The organism is Amycolatopsis lexingtonensis, from assembly GCF_014873755.1.
Taxonomy (GTDB): Bacteria; Actinomycetota; Actinomycetes; order Mycobacteriales; family Pseudonocardiaceae; genus Amycolatopsis; species Amycolatopsis lexingtonensis.
On record NZ_JADBEG010000001.1, the window covers coordinates 6,873,573 to 6,893,687 of the forward strand.

Consider the following 20,115-nt stretch of genomic DNA (forward strand, 5'->3'; position numbering starts at 1 on the left):
CACGTCCTTGCCGGAGTCGCCCTCTCACCACGCCGACCACACTAGCAGCGTCTGTTGCAGCATCGATCAGCGTTTGTAGCACCCGAGGTGCGACATTCGCTGCATCATTGAGCTATGGTTTCCCCATGAAGATGCGACCAGCGCTGGAACTGGTCAGCGGGTTCACCGCCGACCAGTGGGGCATGGTCACGTCTCGCCAGGCCGCCGTCGCCGGGGTGGACCGTTCCACGCTGCACCGGCTGGAAACCGCCGGTTACCTCGACCGGGTCCGCCGCGGCGTCTACGCCGCCACCACCGCGACGGTCACCGCGGCCCGCGACGAGCAAGCCGCGTGGCTCGCCCTCAATCCCGGGGTCGCCGCCTGGGAGCGTCCACCGCTCGACCCCGGCGGAGGCGTGCTGTCCCACCAGTCCGCCGCTCGCCTGCACGGCCTCGGCGAGCTCGTCGACGACCGGATCACCTTCACCACACCCCGGCGCCGCACCAGCCGTGACCCGGACCTGTGGTTCAAGACGGCCGAGCTCGCCGAAGAAGACGTCACCGCCGTCGACGGCCTGCCGGTCACCACCGCGGCGCGGACGATCTGCGATTTGCTCGACCAGCACATCGACGGCAGTCACATCGCCACGATCATCCGCGAAGCCGTCCTGGCCAACCTCGTCCGGCTCGACGCACTGGCCGCACGGATCGGCTCCTACGCCCTGCGTTACGGCGTCCGCAGTCCCGGCGACGGGGAAGCACTGCTCGATCAGCTGCTCGCCGGGATCGGCACGAGCACGCTCGAACTGGCACACCGGCCCGCCCCGCCCCGCGCCGCCGCCAAATTGATCGCGGCGATGGCGAAAGCCCCACCGACCGGTGACGTCCATGGCTGAACCGAAGCGGCCGGCGAGCCCCCGGGCATACATCAGCTCGCAGAAGAGCCGGGCGGACAACGCGGCAAAGCTGACGGGCGGCACGGCGAGCGAGCTGCTGGACCTGCACTTCCACCGCAGGCTGATCGCGAGGGTCTTCGACGGCGACGACGCCGCGAATTGGGTGCTCAAAGGCGGGCAGGCGATGCTAGTGCGCTGGCCGGCCGCGCGGTACTCCACGGACGTCGACCTCTTGAGCACCGAAGACAGCACCGACGCCGCCGTCGAGGCGCTGAAGGCCGCCGCGGCAGACCCACGTCGACCGCCCGACCCGCAAGGTCAAGTTCATGGCGATGTTCGGCAACGCGCCGCTCAGCCGTCGCGTCAGCGTCGACGTCGTGTTGTCCGGGCACCTGCCCCACGGCGGACCCACGTCTTTCCGTTCGAGGACCACGTCGCCGAGAAAATCTGCGCGACGTAGAGCGTTACCGGTCAAGCGGCAACCCGTCGACGCGCTACAAAGACCTCGTCAATCTGATCCTCTTCGCCCTCAAGGTGTCCCTGCCCGGCGTCGAGGTCGCCCGCCGACGGGAGCGCGGCATGGTGCTCGAACTACCCGAGCGCTTCCGGTTGCCGGACGAGAAGACCTGGCCGAGCGGCTACGCGAAGATCGCCGAGAGAGTCGTCGAGCTGCCGGAACAGTTGCGGCACATGAAGGACGCCCGGGGCCTCGCCGACGACTTCCTCACGCCGCTGTTGCACCCCACCCCGCCGGCCGGTCGTTGGCACCCGGACCAGCGCGCCTGGCGCTGACCTCACCCCAGTGCGTCCGGCAGTTCCTCGATCAGCCGCCGAACCTCCGCCCCCAGCGCCCGATCCTCTTCCACCACCGGCACCACCGACCGCACCCACTCGTAAGCCTCACCCAGCCCCGCGACCCCGTCCGCCGCCAGCCACCTCGCCTGCGACGCCGTGACCAGCTCACAAGCCGTGATCGCATAAAGGTGCGAAGCCGCCGACCGCAGTTGCTCCCCCGCCGCCCACGCGAACGCCTGCACGTCCTCCTGCCCGGCCGACGTGTCCACCGAACCGAGCGTCGCCGGTGAAGCCAGCCGCCGCAGCGCGTGCAGTTCTCCCACCGCCCGCTTGTGCAGCGGGACCAGCCCCGCCTGCGGACCCGGATCCGTCGTCAGCTGCGGCGGGAGCCCGCTGAAGCGCTCGTCCAGCAGCCGGTGCTGGCGCTGCACCGAAACCTCGCCGAGGTGGACCAGCGCCGCCGTCACCGCGTCCATCCGCAGGCCCAGGTCCGCCGCGTGGTAACCCGTTCCCGGGATGAAGGAGCCGTCGACGAACGACGGGGAATCCCCCGGCATCGTCGCCCAGCGGCGGAACGCCGACTCCAGCTCGGCGTTGACGCGCGAAGCGTGGGCCAGCGCCCGCGGCGCGACCCGCACCGACAGCGGCGCCTGCACCACCCCCGCGCGCACCGGACCGTCGCCCGCCAGCCCGCCCAGGGAAAGCAGCACGGACCGCAGGTGGTCGTCGCTGCCCGCCATGACCGGGGAGAACACCTCGCGCGGGGCGCCCAGGACGTCGATCGCCATCGCCTCGGTGAGCGTCTGCAGGCGGATGAGCTGCCGCGCGTCGGCCCAGCCGCGCTGCGCGTGCACCACCGCCAGCGGAGAACCCTGAAGCAGCGAAGCACCTTCCTTCGGCCCGAGCACGTACGGCGCAGCACCGCGCGAAGCGAGTGCCACCGCAGCCGGGACCTCGACGCCGTCTTCGAGAACCGTGCCGATGCCGAGGAACGTCTGGAACGCGTGCGCCAGCGGGATGATCTCGCCCGAGCTGCCGAGCCCGGACCGCGGCACGGCGGGCGTGAACCCGTCGTTGAGCCGGTCCACGAGGAACTGCACCAGTTCCGCGCTGACGCCCGACCACGGTTGCAGGAAATCCCGCAGCCGCACCACGAGCAGCGCGCGCACGTCCGCGGGCGGCAGCCACGGCGGGCCGCCGACCGCCCGGCCGATCAGCAGGTTGCGCTGGTGCTCGGCCTGCTGCCGCGCGTCGAGCGCGACACCCGCCAGCCGGCCCATGCCGGTGGTGACGCCGTAGACCGGCGACCCCGTGCGGAGCGCCGTCAAAGCCTCTTCCCGGCGCCGCCGCAGCTCGCTGACCAGCGGTTTGTCCAGAACCAACCGTTCACCGTCGGCGAAACCGCTGTCCGTGATGATCATCGGTACGGCAGCATGGTGCCGACGCCGGAAGCCTCGGCACGGGTGAGGATCAGGTCCGCCACCGCGACGTCCGTTGTGGACAGTCCGCGGTGCCAGAACAGGATCCGCTCGGCGTCGTGCTCGCGGCCCGGCTTCTTCCCGGCCACGACGTCGCCGATCTCGGCGTGGACCCCGTCCGCGGTGAGGAGGCCGGCGTTGAGCTGCGGGCGCAGGGCGCCGAACCGCGGGTTGCCGGACTGCGATTCGCGCCAGTCGTCGACGACGACCTTGTCGATGTCGTCGAGCAGCGTGAGCTCCAGTGCGCTGATCGTGCCGTAGGGCACCAGGAAGGTGCCCGGCCGGAGGAACTCGCGGCGCACCAGCGCTTCGGGCTCGACCAGCCGGGAGGCCTCGACCTGGATGTCCGCGCCGTCCAGGGTCTCCTCGGCCGTGGCGCAGACGCGGACGTCCTTGCCGAGCCGTTCCGACAGCCGGCGGCCGAAGTCCTCACGGGACTCCGGGCGCTTGCTGGTCACGCGGATCTCTGCGAAGTCGAACAACGAGTCGAGGAGGACGACGTTCCACCAGGCGGTACCGCGGGCGCCGATGTGCCCGAGCACCCGGGAATCCGGGCGCGCCAGGTACTTCGCGCCGACGGCGGTCATCGCACCAGTGCGGGCCTCGGTGATCATCGTGCCGTCGACGATGGCCCGCGGCATGCCCGTGTCCGGGTCCAGCAGCAGGATCAACGCCATTTCGGAAGGGAGGCCCCGTTCGAAGTTCCCCACGAAGTCACCGACGACCTTGACGCCGCTGACCTGCTTCGACGACAGGTGGCCGCGGAGGATGTTGAAGTGGCCCTTGCCGCCGTTGTCCGGCACGAGGTGCGTGCGCGGCTCGAAGACGACCTGGCCGCGGCCGTGGTCGGCGAGCACGTCCTCGACCGCGCCGACGATGTCCGCGTCCGTGATGCCGAGCGAGTCGATGTCGGCACCGGTCAGGTACCGGAGCCAGACGGACGTCACTTGGCGAGGTCCTCGATGACCTCGGCCCCGGGCAGCGCGGCCAGCGCGGCGCCGGAGATCAGCAGCTTGCTGCCGCGGATCCCGCTGCCGATGACGAGCTCGGGCGCGTCCGCGACGCGCTGGTCGAGCAGGATCGGCCATTCGGCGGGCAGGCCGACGGGCGTGATGCCGCCGTACTCCATCCCGGTCAGGGCGACGGCTTCGTCCATCGGCGCGAACGACGCCTTGCGGACGTCCAGGCGGCGCTTGATCACGCCGTTGACGTCGGCGCGGGTCGTCGCGAGCACGAGCGCGGCCGCGAACCGGACTTCGCCCGCGCGCTTGCCGGCGACGACGACGCAGTTCGCGGACGCCTCGAGCGGCGAGCCGTAGGCCTCGCAGAAGGCGGCGGTGTCGGCCAGTGCGGGGTCGATCTCCGTGACGCCGACGGCGTCCGGTTCGGCGAGCGCGGCCAGTGCCTTGGCCACGGGCTCGGCGAGCAGGTCGGTACGGGTGGGTGCGGGAACGACGGTGAGGCTCCCGGCGATCGTCCAGGTCACCCCGCCACCCTAGCTACCAGCTCGAGCCACCGCGCTGGACCTCGATCAGCTTCGGGCGGACGTCCACGATGTAGACCAGGACGGCGGCCATCGCGGGCACCCAGAAGATCATGCCCGGGCCCATCACGTCGAACAGCGCCATGGCGAGCGTCGCCGCGCCCGTGATCAGCATCCAGATCGGCTTGGTCTTGCGGTCGGCCGCGGAGTAGGCGTCGGCGCGCTGGAGCAGCGCGTGCACGAAGGCGAAGAGGCCGACCAGCGCGCTGCCCCAGTGGACGACTTGGAGGATCCAGATGGCGACTAGCACAGCCACAGCTTACGGCAAACCGCCCGAACGACCCCGGCCCCGCCACCGGTGGACCGGGGGCGGGGCCGGGTGTTCACGACGTCTTTACTTGTCGGTCTTCGGCGCGGCCGGCTTCTTCGCGGCGGCGCTCGTGGTGGTGCGGCGGGCCGGGGCGGCCGTCTTCGGGGCCGTCTTGTTCGCGACCTTGCGGCTCGCGGAACGGGTCTCGTGGGCGACGTCGTCACCCAGCTCCTCGATGGCGTCGGCGGCCTCGCCGGCGACCTCGGTCACCTTGCGGGCGGTCTTCTCGCCCACCGAGCGGGTGCGCTTGGTGAAGGTGCCCAGCACGCCGTCGACGCGCTCGCGGACCTCGCTGGTGACGCCTTCGACCTGGCCCTGCGCGGTGGCCACGGCCTCCTCGAGCTGCTCGATGGCCTTCTTGACCTGCGGCTGCGCGGCGAACTTGTCCCACGCCTGCTCGCCCGACTCGGCCAGCTTGTTGTACAGCTTGAGCGCGGCCTCGGTGTACTCGTCGATGACCTTGCGCAGCTCGGCCGGGTCCAGCTTCTCGCGGAGGCTCTCGACGTCGGTCGGCAGCTCCTGCAGGTTCTTGCGGGCGGTCTCGCTGCCCTTGGTCACGTTCTCCTTGGCCTTCGCGACGGCGTCGGTGACGGCGTGCGTGGCCAGGTTGCCGGCGCCGAGCGCGGCGAGCAGCGGGGTGCGGACCTGGTCGAGGGCGGTGTTGACGGCCTTCTTGACGTCTTCGGTCTTGGGCGTGGTCATGCTGACTCCTTGGTGTCTGCGGCTGGAGTGATGTCTGGGGTGTCTGTGGTGGGAGCGGACTCGGCGGCCGGCCGTGCCGCGGCGTTCTCCCGGCGGAAGGACTCGTAGACGTCGAGCAGGACCTGCTTCTGCCGTTCGGTCAGCTCGGCGTCGGCGCGAATCGCGTCGCCCACCGGACCACCCGTCGGCAGATCGAGGATCCCGGCCTGCACGTACAGCGCTTCCGCCGAAATGCGCAGGCCCTTGGCGATCTGCTGCAGGATCTCCGCGCTGGGTTTGCGGACCCCGCGCTCGATCTGGCTCAGGTACGGGTTGGACACGCCGGCGAGCTTCGACAGCTGGCGCAACGAAATCTTCGCGGTGTTGCGCTGCTGGCGGATGTACTCGCCGATGTCGGAAGCGATGTCCGCGACCTTCTCCATGGGACTGCCGGATCCGGGCTGGGTCCCACTGGTTTCTGCCATCCGGTCACCTCCTCGCGACACCTTCGACGGTACGCCCGAGTGCTAGCTATTGCAAGCACTCTGCTTGCAACCATCGGGTGTGACGTGCACCGCTACCGTGGTCCCATGACGCGCTCGGCCCGGCTGCGGCGGCGCCTCGTCGAGCACCTGCTCGACGAGGACGTCCTGCACGCCCCGGAGTGGGTCGCCGCCTTCCGCGCGGTGCCCCGCCACGTCTTCCTGCCCCGGTTCTTCGCACCCGCGGGCGGCCTGTGGGCGGCGGTCGACCACACCGACCCAGGCTGGCTGGAGACCGTCTACTCGCGCGACGTGCTGGTCACGCAGCTGGACGACGACCCGGACCACTGGGCCCGTGCCCGCCGCGACGGCCCGGTGGCCGGCACGCCGACGAGCTCGTCGAGCATGCCCTCGATCATGGCGATCATGTTGGAGGAGCTGCGGGTGCGGGACGGCGACCGCGTGCTCGAGATCGGCACCGGCACCGGCTACAACGCGGCGCTGCTGAGCCACCGCTGCGGCGCCGGCCAGGTGTCCACAGTGGACATCGACCCGGTGATCGTCGAGGAAGCGCGCCGCCACCTGGCCGCGGCGGGCTACCACCCGGCGTGCGCGGTGGGCGACGGCGCGCTCGGCTTCCCGGCCGGCGTGCTCTTCGACCGCGTGCTGTGCACGGCGTCGGTGTCCTCGATCCCGCTCCCGTGGCTGGCGCAGACGAAACCGGGCGGCCTGGTCGTGACGACGCTGAACCGCCCGATCGGCGCCGGGCTGATCCGGCTCGTGGCGGGAGAGGACGGCACGGCCCGTGGCCGCGTCCTGGCGCGAGACGGCCGGTTCATGCCGCTGCGCGCGCACCGGCTGCCCCACGCCGATCCGCTCCCGATGCCGTCGCGCGACGACTGGGAGCAGACGCGCCTGCCGATGTCGGCGGTCCTGCAGCCCCGCCGGCAGTTCGAGTTCTTCGCCGGCCTCGCGCTCCCGGGCGTCCGGCCGGTTCGCGACGGCGGCGACGAGGAAGCCCCGAGCGTGGCGTTGGTCCACCCGGACGGCTCGTGGGTCCGCCACCGCAAGCGCGCCGGCGCGGACGAGGTCGCCCAGGGCGGCCCGCGCGCGCTGTGGGAACTCGCCGAGGCGGCCTACGTCGACTGGTGCGAGCTCGACAAGCCCGACCGCGAACGCTTCGGCGTGACGGTGACCGAGGCACGCCAGGAGTTCTGGCTCGACGAACCCGGCGGCCGCACCTGGCCACTCGGCTGACACGCCCCCACCCGTCCCGGGGGGCTGCCCAAGCCCAGTCTACCGGTCCCCACCTGCGAAAACCGGCCGCTCGGCGATCTGTGGACAACTGCCGCCCTGTGGATGGCCGGCTTGACAAATCACGGCAACCGGGCCCGGATCCACTTCTCCACGTGGTCGGCCGCCGCCTCCGCAGAGACCTCCGTCGTGTCGAGGAGCTCCGCCCCCAGCTCCTCCGCCGACTCCTGGAGCCAGGCGGTGAACTCCAGCATCTCCTCGATCCGCGGCTCGTCCCACTCCCGCCACGCCGGGCGCGCCCGCAGCCGGGCCCGCAGCGACGAAGGCGACCCGACCAACGCCAGGTAGTGGATGTCGCTGAAGAACGCGCGCTCCGGCAACGGCTCGAACTCCGGGGGCGCGACGGTGCCGCAGAGCACGACCGGGCGGCCGTTCTGGTGCAGCATCGCCGCCATCCGGAGCCAGGCCGCGCGGAACGCCGGGACGTCGTCACGCAGAGCTCCCGTCCAGAGGACGTCCTGCTCCAGCACGACGACGTCGCCGGCGAACCGGGACGCCAGCAGCGGCCCGAGCGTCGACTTGCCCGCGCCGCTCGGGCCGGTCAGCGCGAACAGCGGCAGTTTCCGGAACGGCCACGTGTGCCCGCAGCGCGCGCACTCCAGCGTCGTGCCGGAGACGACCGGGCGCTCGGCCCGGTCGCCGCACGCCGGGCAGATCCGCAGGTCGAGCCCCACCTCAGTCGAAGAGGTTCTCGAGGAAGCTGCGCTTGCGGTGACCGTGCCCGTACGGGCGCGGCGAGTCCGAGTAACCACCGCGGTGCGGCCGCGGGGAGTCGGAGTAGCCCCCGCGGTGCGGCCGCGGCGAGTCCGAGTAGCCGCCCCGGTACGCCTTGGGCGAATCCGGGTGGCCACCGCGGTACGGGCGCGGCGAGTCGGGACGGCCGTAGTGCGCCGTCGGACCGGACTGGTACTGCGGCGGCTGCTGGCCGTAGAACGAGCTCTCCGCACCGACGATCGCCTCGAGCTCACCGCGGTCCAGGAAGATCCCGCGGCAGCCGTCGCACTGGTCGATGTGGATGCCGTTCTTGTCGACGGTCCGCATCTGGTTCTGACACTTCGGACAAATCACACATCAGAGCCTACGCATGTTCGGCCCCGCTGTCCCTCAGCACGCGCAGAGGCAGAACGGGTGCCCGGCCGGATCGGCGTAGACGCGGAACGTCTTCGGCCCGTCGTCCAGCAGTTTCGCGCCGAGCCCCAGCACGCGCTCGTGCGCGGCTTCCAGGTCGGTGACGTTCAGGTCGAGGTGCAGCTGCTGCGGGTTCTCCGCCGACGGCCACGACGGCGGCCGGTGGTCGGGCACCCGCTGAAACGCGATCCCCGCGCCCCCGAGCGGGTTCGCCAGCGTCACCCAGTGCCCGTCTTCGGCGACTTCGGGCGCGTCCCACTCCAGCACCGATCGGTAGAACTCGGCCAGCGCGACCGGGTCGGGGCAGTCGATGGCCACCACGCCCAGGGTCGGTACCGCACTCATGCGCACTCCCTTCAAGTAACCGTCGTCAGCATTATGTGGGTTATCCGGGGCAGGGGCAACCACCGGCCGCCGTACACTCGGTGCGTGCACACCGACACCTCCCTCGTGGTGGAGTTCCTCAACACGGTCAACGTCGAAGAGGGCACTGACCTGCTCGAAGATCCCGGGCAGTGGCGCGAGTGGGCAGCCGGGCACGCGCTGCGGGCGAACCCGGCCCCCGAGGCGCGCGCGGCACGCGACGCCCTGCGCGCGGCGATCGGCGACCCGCGTCTCCCCGGCGGCGGCCTCGACGTCGGCACGAGGATTTCCCTGACCGACGACGGTCCAGCTCTGGTCGCGGAGGACGCGGTCGGCGCGGTGTTCGCGGCCTGCGCCCGTTTGGTGGTCCGCGGTGATTGGATCCGGCTGAAGATCTGCCCGGCGGACACCTGCTTGTGGGCGTTCTACGACGAGTCGCGCAACCGCTCGCGCACGTGGTGCTCGATGCGGGTGTGCGGGAACCGCGAGAAGGCCCGGGGCTGGCGGGCCCGCACCGCCGCGGCCGGCTGAGCCCGCCCGCCTCGCCCCGCGCTCATCCGGGACGTCAGGGTTCCGGCAGAGTCGTGGCCGTGCGGTCTGCCTGGCGTCGCGGGATGTCATGAAAGGGTCGTTCATGTCGTCTGGCGAGGTGAACGACCCGTTCATGACATCGCCGAGCCGCCTCGCCCGCCCATGCGACTGCCGCTCCGCCGTGCCACATCCGGCACCCCCGCGCGCCGGCCAAACGCCTTGAATGAGTCATTCAGGTCGTCGGAGGTCCTGAATGACTCATTCAAGACCTCCGGCCCAAGCTCTCATCCGAGCGGCGGACCCACAGAAGGCTGTGGACAACTCAGCCCCACGGCACCACATATCCACGCCCCGGCCACCCCAGCCCCCACACGTTGTGGACAGCCATTAGGCCATCACCGTGAAAACCTGTGGATAACCCGGGGGATAACTCAGCTTCCTGTGGACAACTGGTCTGAAGCTCCCCCAGGTGTGGTATAGACCCGCGCCGTCAGAACAGCAGCTCCGCGACGGCGTAGATGACCAGCCCGGCCAGCGCGCCCACCACCGTGCCGTTGATCCGGATGAACTGCAGGTCGCGGCCCACCTGGAGCTCGATCTTGCGCGAAGTCTCCTCGGCGTCCCACCGCTCGACCGTGTCGGTGATGATCGTCGTGATCTCGCGCGAGTAGTTCTTCACCAGGTACGCCGCGGCGCCCTCGACCCAGCCGTCGGCCTTCGCGCGCAGCTGGTCGTCCGAGACCAGGCGGGAACCGAGGGACATCAGGCCGAGGCGGACGCGGCGGCGCAGCTCGCTCGACGGGTCCTCGGCCGCCGTCAGGAGCATCTCCTTCGCCGTGCTCCACGCCGAGCCGATCAGGCGCTGGACCTCCTCGTGGTGCACGATCTGGCCCTTGACCTGCTCGGCGCGCGCCATCACCTCGGGGTCGGTCTGCAGGTCCTGGGCGAACTCGCCGAGGAACTTGTCCAGCGCCAGCCGCATCGGGTGGTTGACGTCGGTCTTCACCGCCCACGCGAACGACAGCACCTCGCCGTAGACCTTGTCCGCGAGCATCTCGTCGACGAACTTCGGCGACCAGCTCGGCGCCCGGTCCGACACCACGCGCAGCATCGTCGTGTGGTTGTCGCGGACCCACTCGTACGCGCGGTCGCACATCAGGTCCACCAGCTTGTGGTGCGCGCCGTCGGCGAAGACGCCCTGGAGGATCTTGCCCAGCGGCGGGCCCCACGGCTTGTCGATGATCCGCCGCGCGACCGCCTGCTCCATGATCGCCTGGACGTCTTCGTCGCGGAGCACGCGGACCGCCGCCCGGACCACCGTGGCCAGCTCGGACGTCACGCGCTCGGCGTTGTCCTCCTGGGCCAGCCAGCCGCCGAGGCGCCGCGCGAGCTCGACGCGCTTGAGCTTGTCGCGCACGACCTCCTCGGACAGGAAGTTCGAGCCGACGAAGTCGCCGAGGCTGTTGCCCAGCGCGTCCTTCTTGTTCGGGATGATCGCCGTGTGCGGGATCTTCAGCCCGAGCGGGTGCCGGAACAGCGCCGTGACGGCGAACCAGTCGGCCAGCGCGCCGACCATGCCGGCTTCGGCGGCCGCGCGCACGTAGCCGACCCAGCCCGGCCAGCCCGCGGACTGCGCCCAGCTGGTCAGCAGGAACACGACGGTGGCGCCGAGCAGGAACGACAGCGCGACCAGCTTCATCTTGCGCAGCGCGCGCCGCTTTTCCTCTTCGCCGGCGGCGCCGCCCGGCGGGTCGGCGGGCGTCACCTTGGCGGGGGTCAGTTGCTCCACATCGCCATTGTCCGTGAGGATGGCTGATCGTGCGCGAACCTGCTCTCGTCCCCCGCCTCCGGCCGTTCACCTCGACCATCTTCGCCGAGATGACCGCGCTGGCCGTCCGGCACGACGCCGTCAACCTCGGCCAGGGTTTCCCGGACACCGACGGCCCCGCCGGCATGCTCGACGCCGCCAAGAACGCGCTGTTCGGCGGCGCGAACCAGTACCCGCCGGGCCCGGGGCGCCCGGAGCTGCGGGCGGCGATCGCGCGGCACCGGCTGCGCTACGGCACCGAGTACGACCCGGACACGGAGATCCTGGTCACCGCGGGCGCGACCGAGGCCATCACGGCGACGCTGCTCGCGCTGACCGAGGCCGGCGACGAGGTCATCGTCATCGAGCCGTACTACGACTCCTACGCCGCCGCGGTCGCGATGGCGGGCGCCGAACGCCGAGTCGTCGGGCTGGTCGAGGGCGAGGACGGCCGCTTCGGCCTCGACGTCGACGGGCTGCGCGCCGCCGTCACGCCGCGGACCAGGGCGGTCCTGGTGAACTCGCCGCACAACCCGACCGGCACGGTGTTCACCCGCGCCGAGCTGGAAGCGCTGGCGGCGGTGTGCGTCGAGCACGACCTGATCGCGATCTGCGACGAGGTCTACGAGCACCTGGTGTTCGACGACGCCGAGCACATCCCGCTGGTCACGCTGCCCGGCATGCGGCCGCGGACGGTGAGCATCTCCAGCGCCGGCAAGACGTTCAACTGCACCGGCTGGAAGATCGGCTGGGTCTGCTCGACCCCGGAGCTGGTCGCGGCGGTGAAGGCGGCGAAGCAGTTCATCACGTTCGTCTCCGGCGGCCCGCTGCAGCCGGCGGTGGCGCACGCGCTCGACCACGAACTCCCCTGGGTCGACGGCCTGCGCGATTCCCTGTCGGAGAAGCGCGACCGGCTGTCGGCGGGCCTCGCGGACGCCGGTTTCGCGGTCCGCCCGACGGCGGGCACGTACTTCGTGTGCGTCGACGTCCGGCCGCTGGGCTTCACCGACGCCGCCGATCTGGCGTGGGAACTGCCGGGCCGTGTCGGCGTCGCCGCCGTCCCCGTGAAGGTGTTCACCGATCACCCGGAAGAGTGGAAACACCTCCTTCGCTTCGCGTTCTGCAAGCGCAACGAAGTCATCGACGAAGCCATCACCCGATTGCGCAAACTGGTCTGACGACTTGAGGTGTGTCCCACATCGCGGAAGACGCCTGGCTCGGGCACGCACCGTTTCCGAAGTGATACCGAAGGCGAGCCCATTCGCGGAAACATCAGGTCAGCGGCCGGACGCGCAAATTGCAGCACTCCTCCGAATGGCCGCACGAGAACACCCGAACGGCACTGAGAGTGATCAACTTGTCGGCCGCAGATACCTTGCCCGGTAGGGCCGTTCCGCCTTACGGGCTGGATCGAACGCGGGAGAGATGAAAGACTCCCGAGCGGTGCTAGAAAGAGTGCAGCCCCGGGGGAACTGCGACCTGGCCGGAGAAAGACCCCAGCGAGAACAGACTTCAGGCGCGGACGGTGGTGGTGGCGGTGAGCAGCACGGCGAACTCGCGCCGCAGCGCCCCGGGCCAAGCCGCGTTCACAGCGGGTGAAGAGCGCCGGGCCGGCCTCGCGGGAGCCACGCTCATCGCGGGCCGCACGGAATCCCCTCGCGCGCGCGGGCGTGCGCCGCGGCCGTGGACGGCTTCACTGCAGCGGCCCGCCGCCAAGATCCTCGTCGCCGGGGGCCTGACGCTCGCCGGGTGGCTGCTCACCGCGGCTCTCTCCGGGAGCACCGCCGGCGCCGCCGAGCAAGTGACCTGCCCGCAGGCTCCCGTCGCTTCCACTGTGGACCACCCCGGCAAGTCCTTCCTGCACGGCAAGCACCACCGCAAGAGCCACCGCGAAACCGGCGCCGCCACCTGCGCGCAGCAGACCGGCGAAACCCCGGCCGCCGACACGCAGCCCGGCAGCGAACCGACCGAGACCACCCCGGTCGACGCCACCGCAGCCGAGACCACGCCGACCGACACCGCGGCAAGCGAGCCAAAGCCGACCGAGACAAAGCCGGTCGAGACCGAGCCCGCCGCGAAGACCCAGCCGGCCGAAGAGACCACCGCCGCCGAGCAGCCCGCGGCGGAAACCCAGAACACCCTGAGCACCCAGACCACCGAAAAGCCCCAAGCCGGCCTCCTCGGCGGCCTGGTCGGCGGCGTCCTCAACGTGGTCGGCGGCACCCTCACCACGGTCACGAGCACGGTCGGCGTCGTCACGGACACGCTCTCCCACACCGTCCTCGCCCCGCTCACCCAGCCGCCCGCGAACCACCCCGACGCGCCCGTCCTGCTGCCGCTCGACGACGTTCTCGGCCCGATCCTCAACGGCGGTTCGAACTCGGGCGGCGTGACCGCCACCGTCCCGGCGGGCACCACCGTCGTCGCGACGGTGACGTCCGAGGTACCGGCCGCCACCGTCGTCGAGGCCGCTCCCGCCGAGGCCGCTCCGCAGAGCGCCGGCCGTGGTGCGGCGCACTTCGTCGTCGTCCGGCACGAGCTGCCGCAGCAGGTCAAGCAGGAGCAGCCGCGCGACTCCGGCGTGCACGCCCGTGACGGTGGCGGCGACACCACCCCCGGCCTGCCCGGCGGCACCACCGCCCCGAGCGCGCCGGCTCCGACCGCGACGCCCGGCCACGACGGTCCTGGTGGGGCGCGCCACGCGTTCGCCGTCCACACCGACGACGTCACCACCACCCAGCTGAAGCTCATCGGCACCAGCCGCGACCACGACGTCGACGGCGCGGGCAGGGAAGCCGCCCTGCCCACCACCTCCCCCGACTGACCCCGCACCGGGCAGCCGGGGACACCTGCGTCCAGATCAAGATCAACTCGACGCACGTCCACGCCGTTGACGCGTGACGAATCCCCTGCTCCAGTACGCAATCCGTGACTCTTTCACGTCTCGCGGCGCGCACTCGCGCCCGACGTACCCCAGGGGCACAAAACGATGCGAAACCACAGTCTTTCCGACCGGCCGACCGCGCCCGGCCGGGTCGGATCCCGGTCCCGGCGCCGCGCTGCCCCCGCGGCGCCGGGACCCACACCGGACGCGCTCCGGGAGCCCTTGCTCACCGCGCCGAGCGAGGACTCGCAGTACCGAGAGCACGTCTGAGCCGCGGGCTTCCCGGCACGTCGAGGGGCTGTGCCGGGAAGCCAGCGGTTACCCGCGAGCGGGGTCACGTCCGCGAGCGGGGGTGTGAAACCGCGAACCGGTGCGCTGGATGCACATGAACGCCGCCCATCCCTGGGAGCAGGCTCGCATCCAGCGCACCGGTTCGTCGTTTCAGGCGATCGGCGCGGCCAGCGACTCCGGAGTGCCGCGAACCGATGCTTCGGCCGTGCGCAGGCGGCGGACGGCCTGCTCCATCGTTTCCGGCGGCAGGGAGAACGGCAGCCGGATCCAGCGCTCCAGGCCACCGTGGACCCCGAAGCGCGAGCCGGGCGCCACCTGGACGCCGTGGCTCGCCGCCGCGACCGCGAGGCGCGAGCTCACTGGCTCCGGCATCCGGCACCACAGCGACAAACCGCCCTTCGGCAGCGCGAACGTCCAGTCCGGGAGGTGCTCGCGCACCGCGCCGGCCAGCGCGTCGCGGTAGCCGCGCAGTTCCTCGCGGCGGCGGGTCAGCGCGCTCTCGTCGTCGAGCAGCTCGGTCAGCACGAGCTGCTCGAACACCGGTGAGCCCAGGTCGACCGCGTAGCGCGCGGAAACCAGCCGGCCGAGCAGGTCCTCCGACGCGCGGATCCAGCCGAGCCGCAGCCCGCCCCAGTGCGTCTTCGACGCCGACCCCACGCAGATCGCCAGGTCACCGGCGAACGCGGCCAGCGGCGGCGGCCCCTCCAGCGGATCCCCTTCGAGGTCCAGCTCGACGAGCGTTTCGTCCACGACGACGGGCGTCCGCGCGCGGCTCAGCACCGCGCCGAGCCGTTCGCGGCCGCCGGTGTCCAGGCGCAGGCCGGTCGGGTTCTGGAAGTCGACGACGAGGTAGGCGAACCGCGGCGATGCCTGCCGCAGCGCCGCGTCGACGCCGGCGATGTCCCAGCCGCGCTCGCCGCTCGGGTCGAGCGCGACCGGCACCGGGATGGCGTGCGCGGCGCGGATCGCCTCCAGGGCGTTCGGGTACGTCGGCTGCTCCACCAGCACCCGGTCGCCCGGGCCCGCGAGCATGCGCAGGACCAGCACGAACGCATGGTGCGCGCCGTTGGTGACCATGACCTGCGCGGGGGTCGTCGGCAGCCCGCGTTCGGTGTAGCGGCGGGCGATCCGCTCCCGCAGGCCGAGCAGGCCGCGCTCCTGGTAGCCGTGGTCACCGAGGTGGTCGGCGAGCCGGACGCGGGCGGCGTCGACCGCCGCGGCCGTGCCCGCGATGGCCGGCGAGGACGCGTGGGTGAAGTCGATCGAGCCGCCGCCGGCCGGCGCGAGCGGGCCGCGACGCCGCCGCCCCGGCGCGGCGACCCACGACCCCGCGCCGCGCCGGCTCGCGACGAACCCGTTCTCCCGCAACCGGTCCAGTGCCGCGCCGATCAGCGTCCGGCTGGCGCCGAGCGCGTCGGCGAGCTCCCGTTCGGCGGGCAGCCGGGTGCCGAGCGGGAGCTGACCGTCGAGCACCTGCAGCTCGATGGCCGCGGCCAGGTCGGCCGCGCCCTGCCGGGAGCCCTGCCGCCAGGAGCCCAGCATGACGGCCAATCGCGGCCCGGAGATGCGTCCACCCAGTGGGACTGCGGCTTCCATAAGGCCAATATCCTGGAATTGGCTATGGTTTACAAGACCACTTGCGGCGGATAGTGCGGGTGTGGCTCAGATCGACCTCCGGCCCGTCCGGATCACCCGTGACCCCGCCCGCCGCAGCGTGCAGCTGCTCGCGGGCCTCGCCCTCTACGGCACCAGCGTCGCCCTCGTCACCCGGGCCGGCCTCGGCCTCGAGCCGTGGAGCGTGCTGGCCGAAGGCGTCCTGAAGCACACCGGCCTGAGTTTCGGCACGGTGACCGGCCTGATCTCGGTGGTCGTGCTCCTGCTGTGGATCCCGCTGCGCCAGCGGCCCGGCATCGGCACCATCGCGAACGTCGTCGTCATCTCGGTGATGGTCGACGCCGTCCGCGCGGTGGTCCCCGACCAGCACGACCTGGCCTGGCAGATCGCGCTGCTGGCCGGCGGCATCGCGCTGAACGGCGTCGCGACCGCCACCTACGTCGGAGCCCGGCTCGGCCCCGGCCCCCGCGACGGCCTGATGACCGGCCTCGCGGGCCGCACCGGCTGGTCGGTCCGGCTGGTGCGCACCGGCATCGAGGTCACCGTGGTCGTCGTCGGCTTCTTCCTCGGCGGGACGGTCGGGGTCGGCACCGTGCTCTACGCGCTGGCGATCGGCCCGCTCACCCAGGCGCTGCTGCCGTACGTGGTGTGGCGCGAGCGCGCCGCCTAACCGGCCTTGCGCTGTTCGACGACCCGGCGCAGCGTCGCGTAGTCGGCGCCGCGCCGGGCGAGGACGTCGTCGGTGCCGCGCTGCTGGGCCAGCGCGAGCAGGATGTGCTCCTGCCCCAGGTGCTTGTCGCCCAGCCGGACGGCTTCCTTGACGCTCAGCTCGAGCGTCTTCTTCGACTGTGCGGTGAAGGGGATGTGCCCGCGCTTCGCCGGGCCCAGCCGGCCGGCCAGCGCCCCCTCGCCGTGGGTCTGCTCGACGCGCTCGACGATCTGCTCGACGTCGATGCCGAACTCGGTGAGGGCCTCGGCGTCGGCGTCGCTGACCCCGCCCCGGCGCCGGGTCCGCGCCAGCTCCTCGACGATGTCGTCGGTGGCGACCCCCAGCTCGGCGAGCAGCGGGACCTCGCCCTTGACCAGCCCGGCGAGCAGGTGCGCGGGCCCGATCTCCACCGAACCGGACTGGCGCGCCACGATCTGCGCTTCGACCACCGCCTGGCGGGCGTCGGCCGTGAACCGTTCGAACATCAGTGCCTCCCGTACTTCTTGTGCACGGCCTGCCGGCTGACCCCCAGCTCGGCGGCGATTTCCTGCCACGACCAGCCGTGCACCCGCGCGCTGCGCACCTGCACGGCCTCCAGTTGTTCCAGCAGCCGCCGGAGCGCGGCGACCGCGCGCAGCCCCACCCGGGGATCGCGATCACCGGCCCTGGCCGCCAAATCCGTCGCTTCCGTCATGCTGTCAACCTACGTTGACATCGGCGCCCTGTCAACCGAAGTTGACACTCTCATCGCGAACCCCGTGCGGGCCCGACGTAGAGTCGGGTGATGCCCGAGATCGCGATCGCCGAGCGGGCCGGGGTGGGCGCCGACGGCCACCCACGCCCCACCGAGGACCACGTCGTCGTCCTGGACAACGCGGTGCTGGTCCTCGACGGCGCCACTTCGTCGGACCCGTCCCAGCCGCCCGGCGGCTGGTACGCCGAGCGCCTCGCGCGGCACCTCGGCGACGCACTCCGCGCCGCGCCCGAAGCCGATCTGGCCGAAGCGCTCACCGGCGCGATCGGCGAGGTCAGTGCGGAAAACCGGCTGCGACCCCGGCAGTCGCCGTCCAGCACGGTCGCGGCCGTGCGCTGGCTCGGCGACCGGGTCGACGCGCTGGTGCTGGCCGACAGCCCGGTGGTCGGGTTCGGCGGCTTCGGCGTCGACGTCGTCTCCGACGACCGCCTCGCCCGGCTGCGGCGGCGCGGGCTGCTCCAGACCGGCGCCGACGTCCGCCGCCGCCGCAACGCCCACGACGGGTTCTGGGTGGCCGAAGCCGAACCGGGCGCCGCCGCGCACGCCGTCCGCCGCAGCTGGCCGCGGGCCGACGTCGAAGCCGTGCTGCTGGCCAGCGACGGCGTGTCCATCGGCGTCGACCAGTACGAACTGTTCGACTGGCGCGAGGTCCTCGCGATCACCCGCACCGACGGTCCGGACGCCGTCATCGACGCCGTCCGGACCGCGGAGAAGCAGGATCCGGACGGCGAGCGCTGGCCGCGCCCGAAGCGCCACGACGACCAGGCGCTCGTCCTGGTCGACTTCACCTCCGGGGGAATTCAGGGTCTTCCCTGATCACGCGCGGTGCCGTTCTCCGAGAACCTGGACGGCATGGGGACGGAACAGGGGAAACGCACCAGACCGTGGCGGCTCGTCGCCCTGGGCGCGATCGGGTGGGGGCTCTTCACCGCCGTGGTGCTGCACATCATCAGCTCGCACGACCCGGTGTACGACACGCTCTCGAGCTACACGGTGACCGACCGCGGGGAGGGCATGCTCGCCGCGAGCGTGCTGTCGCTGGCCATCGGGTCGCTCGCGGTGCTCGGCGCGCTGCAGGTCGCCGGGGTTCCGCTGTCGCGGACGACCCGGCTGCTGCTCGCGTTGTGGGCGCTGGGCATGGCCGCGGCCGCGATCTTCCCGGCCAGCTACCCCGAAGCGCCGGACCCGGTGAGCGGTGAAATCCACCTGTACGCGTGCCTGGTCGCGTTCTGCAGCCTGCCGGGCGCCGCGATTTCGCTGCTGGAACCGCTGAAGGGCCACCCGGAACGCGCCGCGCTGGTCCGGGCGATCCGGGTGACCGCCGCGGCCTTCGCGCTCTTCGCGCTGAGCTTCGTCTTCGTGCGGCTGAGCGAGGCCGGCGTCGAGCCGTTCGGCGTGGTCTCCGACGTCCTCCCGATCGGCGTCACGCAGCGGTTGCTGCTGCTCGCCGACGTCGCCCTGCTGCTGACGCTGCTGCGGCTGGCGACCCGGCTCGAATCAGCCTTCGACGACCGCGGCGAATTCGGGCGCGTAGCCGTACAGGCCGGGCATGCCGCCGGTGTGCAGGAACACCACGTGGTCGTCCGGGGCGAAGTGGCCCGCCCATTCGACCAGCGCGGCGGCCACCTTGCCGGTGTAGACCGGATCGAGCACGACCCCCTCGGTGCGGCCGAACAGCCGTAGCGCGTCCCAGACGGCGTCGGTCGGGATGCCGTAGCCGGGGCCGAGCGTGGTGTCGCCCAGCCGGACGTGGTCGAGCGACGGCGGTTCGACGCCGAGCAGCCCGGCCGCGCCGGCGGTGAGTTCGCGCAGGTTCTCGGTGGCCTCGTCGAGCGGGTGGCTGACGCAGGCGGCGCCGACGCCGAGGTGGCCCAGCAGCGCGGCGCCGAGCGCGACCCCGGCCGCGGTGCCGCCGCTGGCGTGCGGGACGACGAGGTGGGCGCGGTCGATCCCGCGGTCCGCCAGCTGGTGGGCCAGTTCGAGGGTGGCGCGGACGTAGCCGAGCGCGCCGAGGTCGTTGGAGCCGCCGACCGGGATCGTGGCGACCTTCCGGCCCTCGGCGGCGGCTTCGGCGACCAGGCGGTCGTAGACGCGGCCGGTTTCCTCGCCGTCGGCGCAGACGTGGACGGTCGCGCCGAAGAGCTTGTCGAGCGGGAGGTTGCCGCCGCGTTCGTAGGCGTCGCCGTCGCGCGGGACCTTCGCGGTGAGCACGAGTTCGCAGCGCAGCCCGAGCTTCGCGCACGCGGCCGCGGTCTGACGGCCGTGATTGGTCTGCAGCGCGCCGAACGTGATCACGGTGTCCGCGCCCGCCTCGCGCGCGGCGCCGAGGTGGTATTCGAGCTTGCGGAGCTTGTTGCCGCCGGCGCCGAGCGGGTGGACGTCGTCGCGCTTGAGCCAGAGGTTCCGCAGGCCGAGGGCTTCGCCCAGCCGGGGTGCTTCGTGCAGCGGCGTCGGCCAGCCCCCGAGGTCGACCCGCGGGATCGCGTCGAGTGCGGCGGCGGGGAATCCGGCGAAGTCGAAGGTCATCTGCCCACCCTAAAGCGGGAGTAGCCGGAA

General features: G+C 72.0%; 23 protein-coding genes and 1 pseudogene. 10 read left to right on the forward strand and 14 right to left on the reverse strand.

The window, feature by feature from the left end; genetic code table 11:
- Window positions 1-125: 125 nt before the first annotated feature.
- The 3 genes from H4696_RS31375 to H4696_RS50360 all read left to right on the forward strand — a co-directional run bounded on the left by H4696_RS31375 (window position 126) and on the right by H4696_RS50360 (window position 1,667).
- Complete coding sequence (locus H4696_RS31375; protein WP_086858997.1) at window positions 126-875, forward strand: type IV toxin-antitoxin system AbiEi family antitoxin domain-containing protein; 750 nt, start codon at window positions 126-128, stop codon at window positions 873-875.
- Window positions 868-1,335, forward strand: a complete 468-nt coding sequence (locus H4696_RS50355; RefSeq protein ID WP_086859011.1) for a nucleotidyl transferase AbiEii/AbiGii toxin family protein — start codon at window positions 868-870, stop codon at window positions 1,333-1,335. The genes H4696_RS31375 and H4696_RS50355 overlap by 8 nt, the downstream gene beginning before the upstream one ends.
- Before the next feature lie 74 nt (window positions 1,336-1,409).
- The gene (locus tag H4696_RS50360) at window positions 1,410-1,667 is read left to right on the forward strand and encodes a hypothetical protein (RefSeq protein WP_225955851.1); all 258 of its coding nucleotides are present in this window, start codon (window positions 1,410-1,412) and stop codon (window positions 1,665-1,667) included.
- Window positions 1,668-1,669: 2 nt separating this feature from the next.
- Here the strand turns inward: H4696_RS50360 and H4696_RS31385 are convergent, their stop codons facing one another.
- The 6 genes from H4696_RS31385 to H4696_RS31410 all read right to left on the reverse strand — a co-directional run bounded on the left by H4696_RS31385 (window position 1,670) and on the right by H4696_RS31410 (window position 6,125).
- Window positions 1,670-3,091: an aromatic amino acid lyase gene (locus H4696_RS31385; RefSeq protein WP_086858999.1), complete on the reverse strand. Its 1,422-nt coding sequence runs from the start codon at window positions 3,089-3,091 to the stop codon at window positions 1,670-1,672.
- Complete coding sequence (locus H4696_RS31390) at window positions 3,088-4,095, reverse strand: ornithine cyclodeaminase family protein (protein WP_086859000.1); 1,008 nt, start codon at window positions 4,093-4,095, stop codon at window positions 3,088-3,090. The genes H4696_RS31385 and H4696_RS31390 overlap by 4 nt, the downstream gene beginning before the upstream one ends.
- Complete coding sequence (locus H4696_RS31395; RefSeq protein ID WP_086859001.1) at window positions 4,092-4,634, reverse strand: YbaK/EbsC family protein; 543 nt, start codon at window positions 4,632-4,634, stop codon at window positions 4,092-4,094. Before H4696_RS31395 ends, H4696_RS31390 begins: the two co-directional genes overlap by 4 nt.
- Window positions 4,635-4,647: 13 nt before the next feature.
- Window positions 4,648-4,941, reverse strand: a complete 294-nt coding sequence (locus H4696_RS31400) for a DUF2516 family protein (protein ID WP_086859002.1) — start codon at window positions 4,939-4,941, stop codon at window positions 4,648-4,650.
- Between the two features lie 84 nt (window positions 4,942-5,025).
- Window positions 5,026-5,703: a hypothetical protein gene (locus H4696_RS31405; RefSeq protein ID WP_086859003.1), complete on the reverse strand. Its 678-nt coding sequence runs from the start codon at window positions 5,701-5,703 to the stop codon at window positions 5,026-5,028.
- Window positions 5,700-6,125, reverse strand: a complete 426-nt coding sequence (locus H4696_RS31410) for a helix-turn-helix domain-containing protein (protein ID WP_086859004.1) — start codon at window positions 6,123-6,125, stop codon at window positions 5,700-5,702. The genes H4696_RS31405 and H4696_RS31410 overlap by 4 nt, the downstream gene beginning before the upstream one ends.
- Before the next feature lie 147 nt (window positions 6,126-6,272).
- On the opposite strand from H4696_RS31410, the gene H4696_RS31415 reads away from it, so the two are divergent.
- The gene (locus H4696_RS31415) at window positions 6,273-7,421 is read left to right on the forward strand and encodes a methyltransferase domain-containing protein (protein WP_086859005.1); all 1,149 of its coding nucleotides are present in this window, start codon (window positions 6,273-6,275) and stop codon (window positions 7,419-7,421) included.
- 119 nt (window positions 7,422-7,540) lie between these two features.
- Here H4696_RS31415 and H4696_RS31420 read toward each other — a convergent pair whose 3' ends face one another.
- The 3 genes from H4696_RS31420 to H4696_RS31430 are packed head-to-tail and all read right to left on the reverse strand — an operon-like array spanning window position 7,541 to window position 8,951.
- Window positions 7,541-8,152, reverse strand: coding sequence for an AAA family ATPase (locus H4696_RS31420; protein WP_086859006.1), 612 nt, complete (start codon window positions 8,150-8,152; stop codon window positions 7,541-7,543).
- Between the two features lies 1 nt (window position 8,153).
- Window positions 8,154-8,543: a TFIIB-type zinc ribbon-containing protein gene (locus H4696_RS31425; protein WP_276328922.1), complete on the reverse strand. Its 390-nt coding sequence runs from the start codon at window positions 8,541-8,543 to the stop codon at window positions 8,154-8,156.
- A 39-nt stretch (window positions 8,544-8,582) separates the two neighbouring features.
- Window positions 8,583-8,951: a VOC family protein gene (locus H4696_RS31430; RefSeq protein WP_086859008.1), complete on the reverse strand. Its 369-nt coding sequence runs from the start codon at window positions 8,949-8,951 to the stop codon at window positions 8,583-8,585.
- 84 nt (window positions 8,952-9,035) lie between these two features.
- On the opposite strand from H4696_RS31430, the gene H4696_RS31435 reads away from it, so the two are divergent.
- Entirely contained in the window at window positions 9,036-9,500 is a 465-nt protein-coding gene (locus tag H4696_RS31435; RefSeq protein WP_086859009.1) for a CGNR zinc finger domain-containing protein, read from the forward strand.
- A gap of 490 nt (window positions 9,501-9,990) precedes the next feature.
- Here the strand turns inward: H4696_RS31435 and H4696_RS31440 are convergent, their stop codons facing one another.
- The gene (locus H4696_RS31440; protein ID WP_192782639.1) at window positions 9,991-11,289 is read right to left on the reverse strand and encodes a DUF445 family protein; all 1,299 of its coding nucleotides are present in this window, start codon (window positions 11,287-11,289) and stop codon (window positions 9,991-9,993) included.
- Between the two features lie 29 nt (window positions 11,290-11,318).
- Here H4696_RS31440 and H4696_RS31445 point away from each other — a divergent pair, with 29 nt between their 5' ends.
- The gene (locus H4696_RS31445; protein WP_086861365.1) at window positions 11,319-12,485 is read left to right on the forward strand and encodes a pyridoxal phosphate-dependent aminotransferase; all 1,167 of its coding nucleotides are present in this window, start codon (window positions 11,319-11,321) and stop codon (window positions 12,483-12,485) included.
- A 359-nt stretch (window positions 12,486-12,844) separates the two neighbouring features.
- Window positions 12,845-14,131 carry a hypothetical protein gene (locus H4696_RS31450; protein WP_225955852.1) on the forward strand — a complete coding sequence of 429 codons (1,287 nt, stop codon included), beginning with the start codon at window positions 12,845-12,847 and terminating at the stop codon, window positions 14,129-14,131.
- 501 nt (window positions 14,132-14,632) lie between these two features.
- On the opposite strand, the gene yczR is transcribed toward H4696_RS31450, so the two are convergent.
- On the reverse strand, window positions 14,633-16,078 hold the full coding sequence (gene yczR / locus H4696_RS31455) for a MocR-like transcription factor YczR (RefSeq protein WP_169735014.1): 1,446 nt from the start codon (window positions 16,076-16,078) through the stop codon (window positions 14,633-14,635).
- Between the two features lie 61 nt (window positions 16,079-16,139).
- On the opposite strand from yczR, the gene yczE reads away from it, so the two are divergent.
- The gene (yczE, locus tag H4696_RS31460; RefSeq protein ID WP_086861362.1) at window positions 16,140-16,766 is read left to right on the forward strand and encodes a membrane protein YczE; all 627 of its coding nucleotides are present in this window, start codon (window positions 16,140-16,142) and stop codon (window positions 16,764-16,766) included.
- On the opposite strand, the gene H4696_RS31465 is transcribed toward yczE, so the two are convergent.
- Together H4696_RS31465 and H4696_RS31470 are read right to left on the reverse strand one after the other, a co-directional pair.
- Entirely contained in the window at window positions 16,763-17,290 is a 528-nt protein-coding gene (locus tag H4696_RS31465; RefSeq protein WP_086861361.1) for a Clp protease N-terminal domain-containing protein, read from the reverse strand. The genes yczE and H4696_RS31465 overlap by 4 nt on opposite strands.
- Entirely contained in the window at window positions 17,290-17,499 is a 210-nt protein-coding gene (locus H4696_RS31470; protein ID WP_004559389.1) for a sigma factor-like helix-turn-helix DNA-binding protein, read from the reverse strand. The genes H4696_RS31465 and H4696_RS31470 overlap by 1 nt, the downstream gene beginning before the upstream one ends.
- A 90-nt stretch (window positions 17,500-17,589) precedes the next feature.
- Between H4696_RS31470 and H4696_RS31475 the strand changes: the two genes are divergently transcribed.
- Window positions 17,590-18,375 carry a protein phosphatase 2C domain-containing protein gene (locus H4696_RS31475; protein ID WP_169735013.1) on the forward strand — a complete coding sequence of 262 codons (786 nt, stop codon included), beginning with the start codon at window positions 17,590-17,592 and terminating at the stop codon, window positions 18,373-18,375.
- Window positions 18,376-18,411: 36 nt separating this feature from the next.
- Window positions 18,412-18,975, forward strand: a pseudogene (locus H4696_RS31480) (DUF998 domain-containing protein); the annotation flags it as partial.
- A gap of 81 nt (window positions 18,976-19,056) precedes the next feature.
- On the opposite strand, the gene H4696_RS31485 reads toward H4696_RS31480, so the two are convergent.
- Window positions 19,057-20,085, reverse strand: coding sequence for a D-cysteine desulfhydrase family protein (locus H4696_RS31485; protein ID WP_086861358.1), 1,029 nt, complete (start codon window positions 20,083-20,085; stop codon window positions 19,057-19,059).
- Window positions 20,086-20,115: the final 30 nt, after the last annotated feature.

What these genes read in the sequence shown, in the direction of transcription:
- H4696_RS31375 (WP_086858997.1), top strand. Translation starts at nt 126, where the DNA reads ATGAAGATGCGACCAGCGCTGGAACTGGTCAGCGGGTTCACCGCCGAC.
- H4696_RS31465 (WP_086861361.1), bottom strand. Translation starts at nt 17,290, where the DNA reads ATGTTCGAACGGTTCACGGCCGACGCCCGCCAGGCGGTGGTCGAAGCG.
- H4696_RS31415 (WP_086859005.1), top strand. Translation starts at nt 6,273, where the DNA reads ATGACGCGCTCGGCCCGGCTGCGGCGGCGCCTCGTCGAGCACCTGCTC.
- yczR (WP_169735014.1), bottom strand. Translation starts at nt 16,078, where the DNA reads ATGGAAGCCGCAGTCCCACTGGGTGGACGCATCTCCGGGCCGCGATTG.
- H4696_RS31475 (WP_169735013.1), top strand. Translation starts at nt 17,590, where the DNA reads ATGCCCGAGATCGCGATCGCCGAGCGGGCCGGGGTGGGCGCCGACGGC.
- H4696_RS31485 (WP_086861358.1), bottom strand. Translation starts at nt 20,085, where the DNA reads ATGACCTTCGACTTCGCCGGATTCCCCGCCGCCGCACTCGACGCGATC.
- H4696_RS31470 (WP_004559389.1), bottom strand. Translation starts at nt 17,499, where the DNA reads ATGACGGAAGCGACGGATTTGGCGGCCAGGGCCGGTGATCGCGATCCC.
- H4696_RS31410 (WP_086859004.1), bottom strand. Translation starts at nt 6,125, where the DNA reads ATGGAGAAGGTCGCGGACATCGCTTCCGACATCGGCGAGTACATCCGC.
- H4696_RS31385 (WP_086858999.1), bottom strand. Translation starts at nt 3,091, where the DNA reads ATGATCATCACGGACAGCGGTTTCGCCGACGGTGAACGGTTGGTTCTG.
- H4696_RS50355 (WP_086859011.1), top strand. Translation starts at nt 868, where the DNA reads ATGGCTGAACCGAAGCGGCCGGCGAGCCCCCGGGCATACATCAGCTCG.
- H4696_RS31405 (WP_086859003.1), bottom strand. Translation starts at nt 5,703, where the DNA reads ATGACCACGCCCAAGACCGAAGACGTCAAGAAGGCCGTCAACACCGCC.
- H4696_RS31430 (WP_086859008.1), bottom strand. Translation starts at nt 8,951, where the DNA reads ATGAGTGCGGTACCGACCCTGGGCGTGGTGGCCATCGACTGCCCCGAC.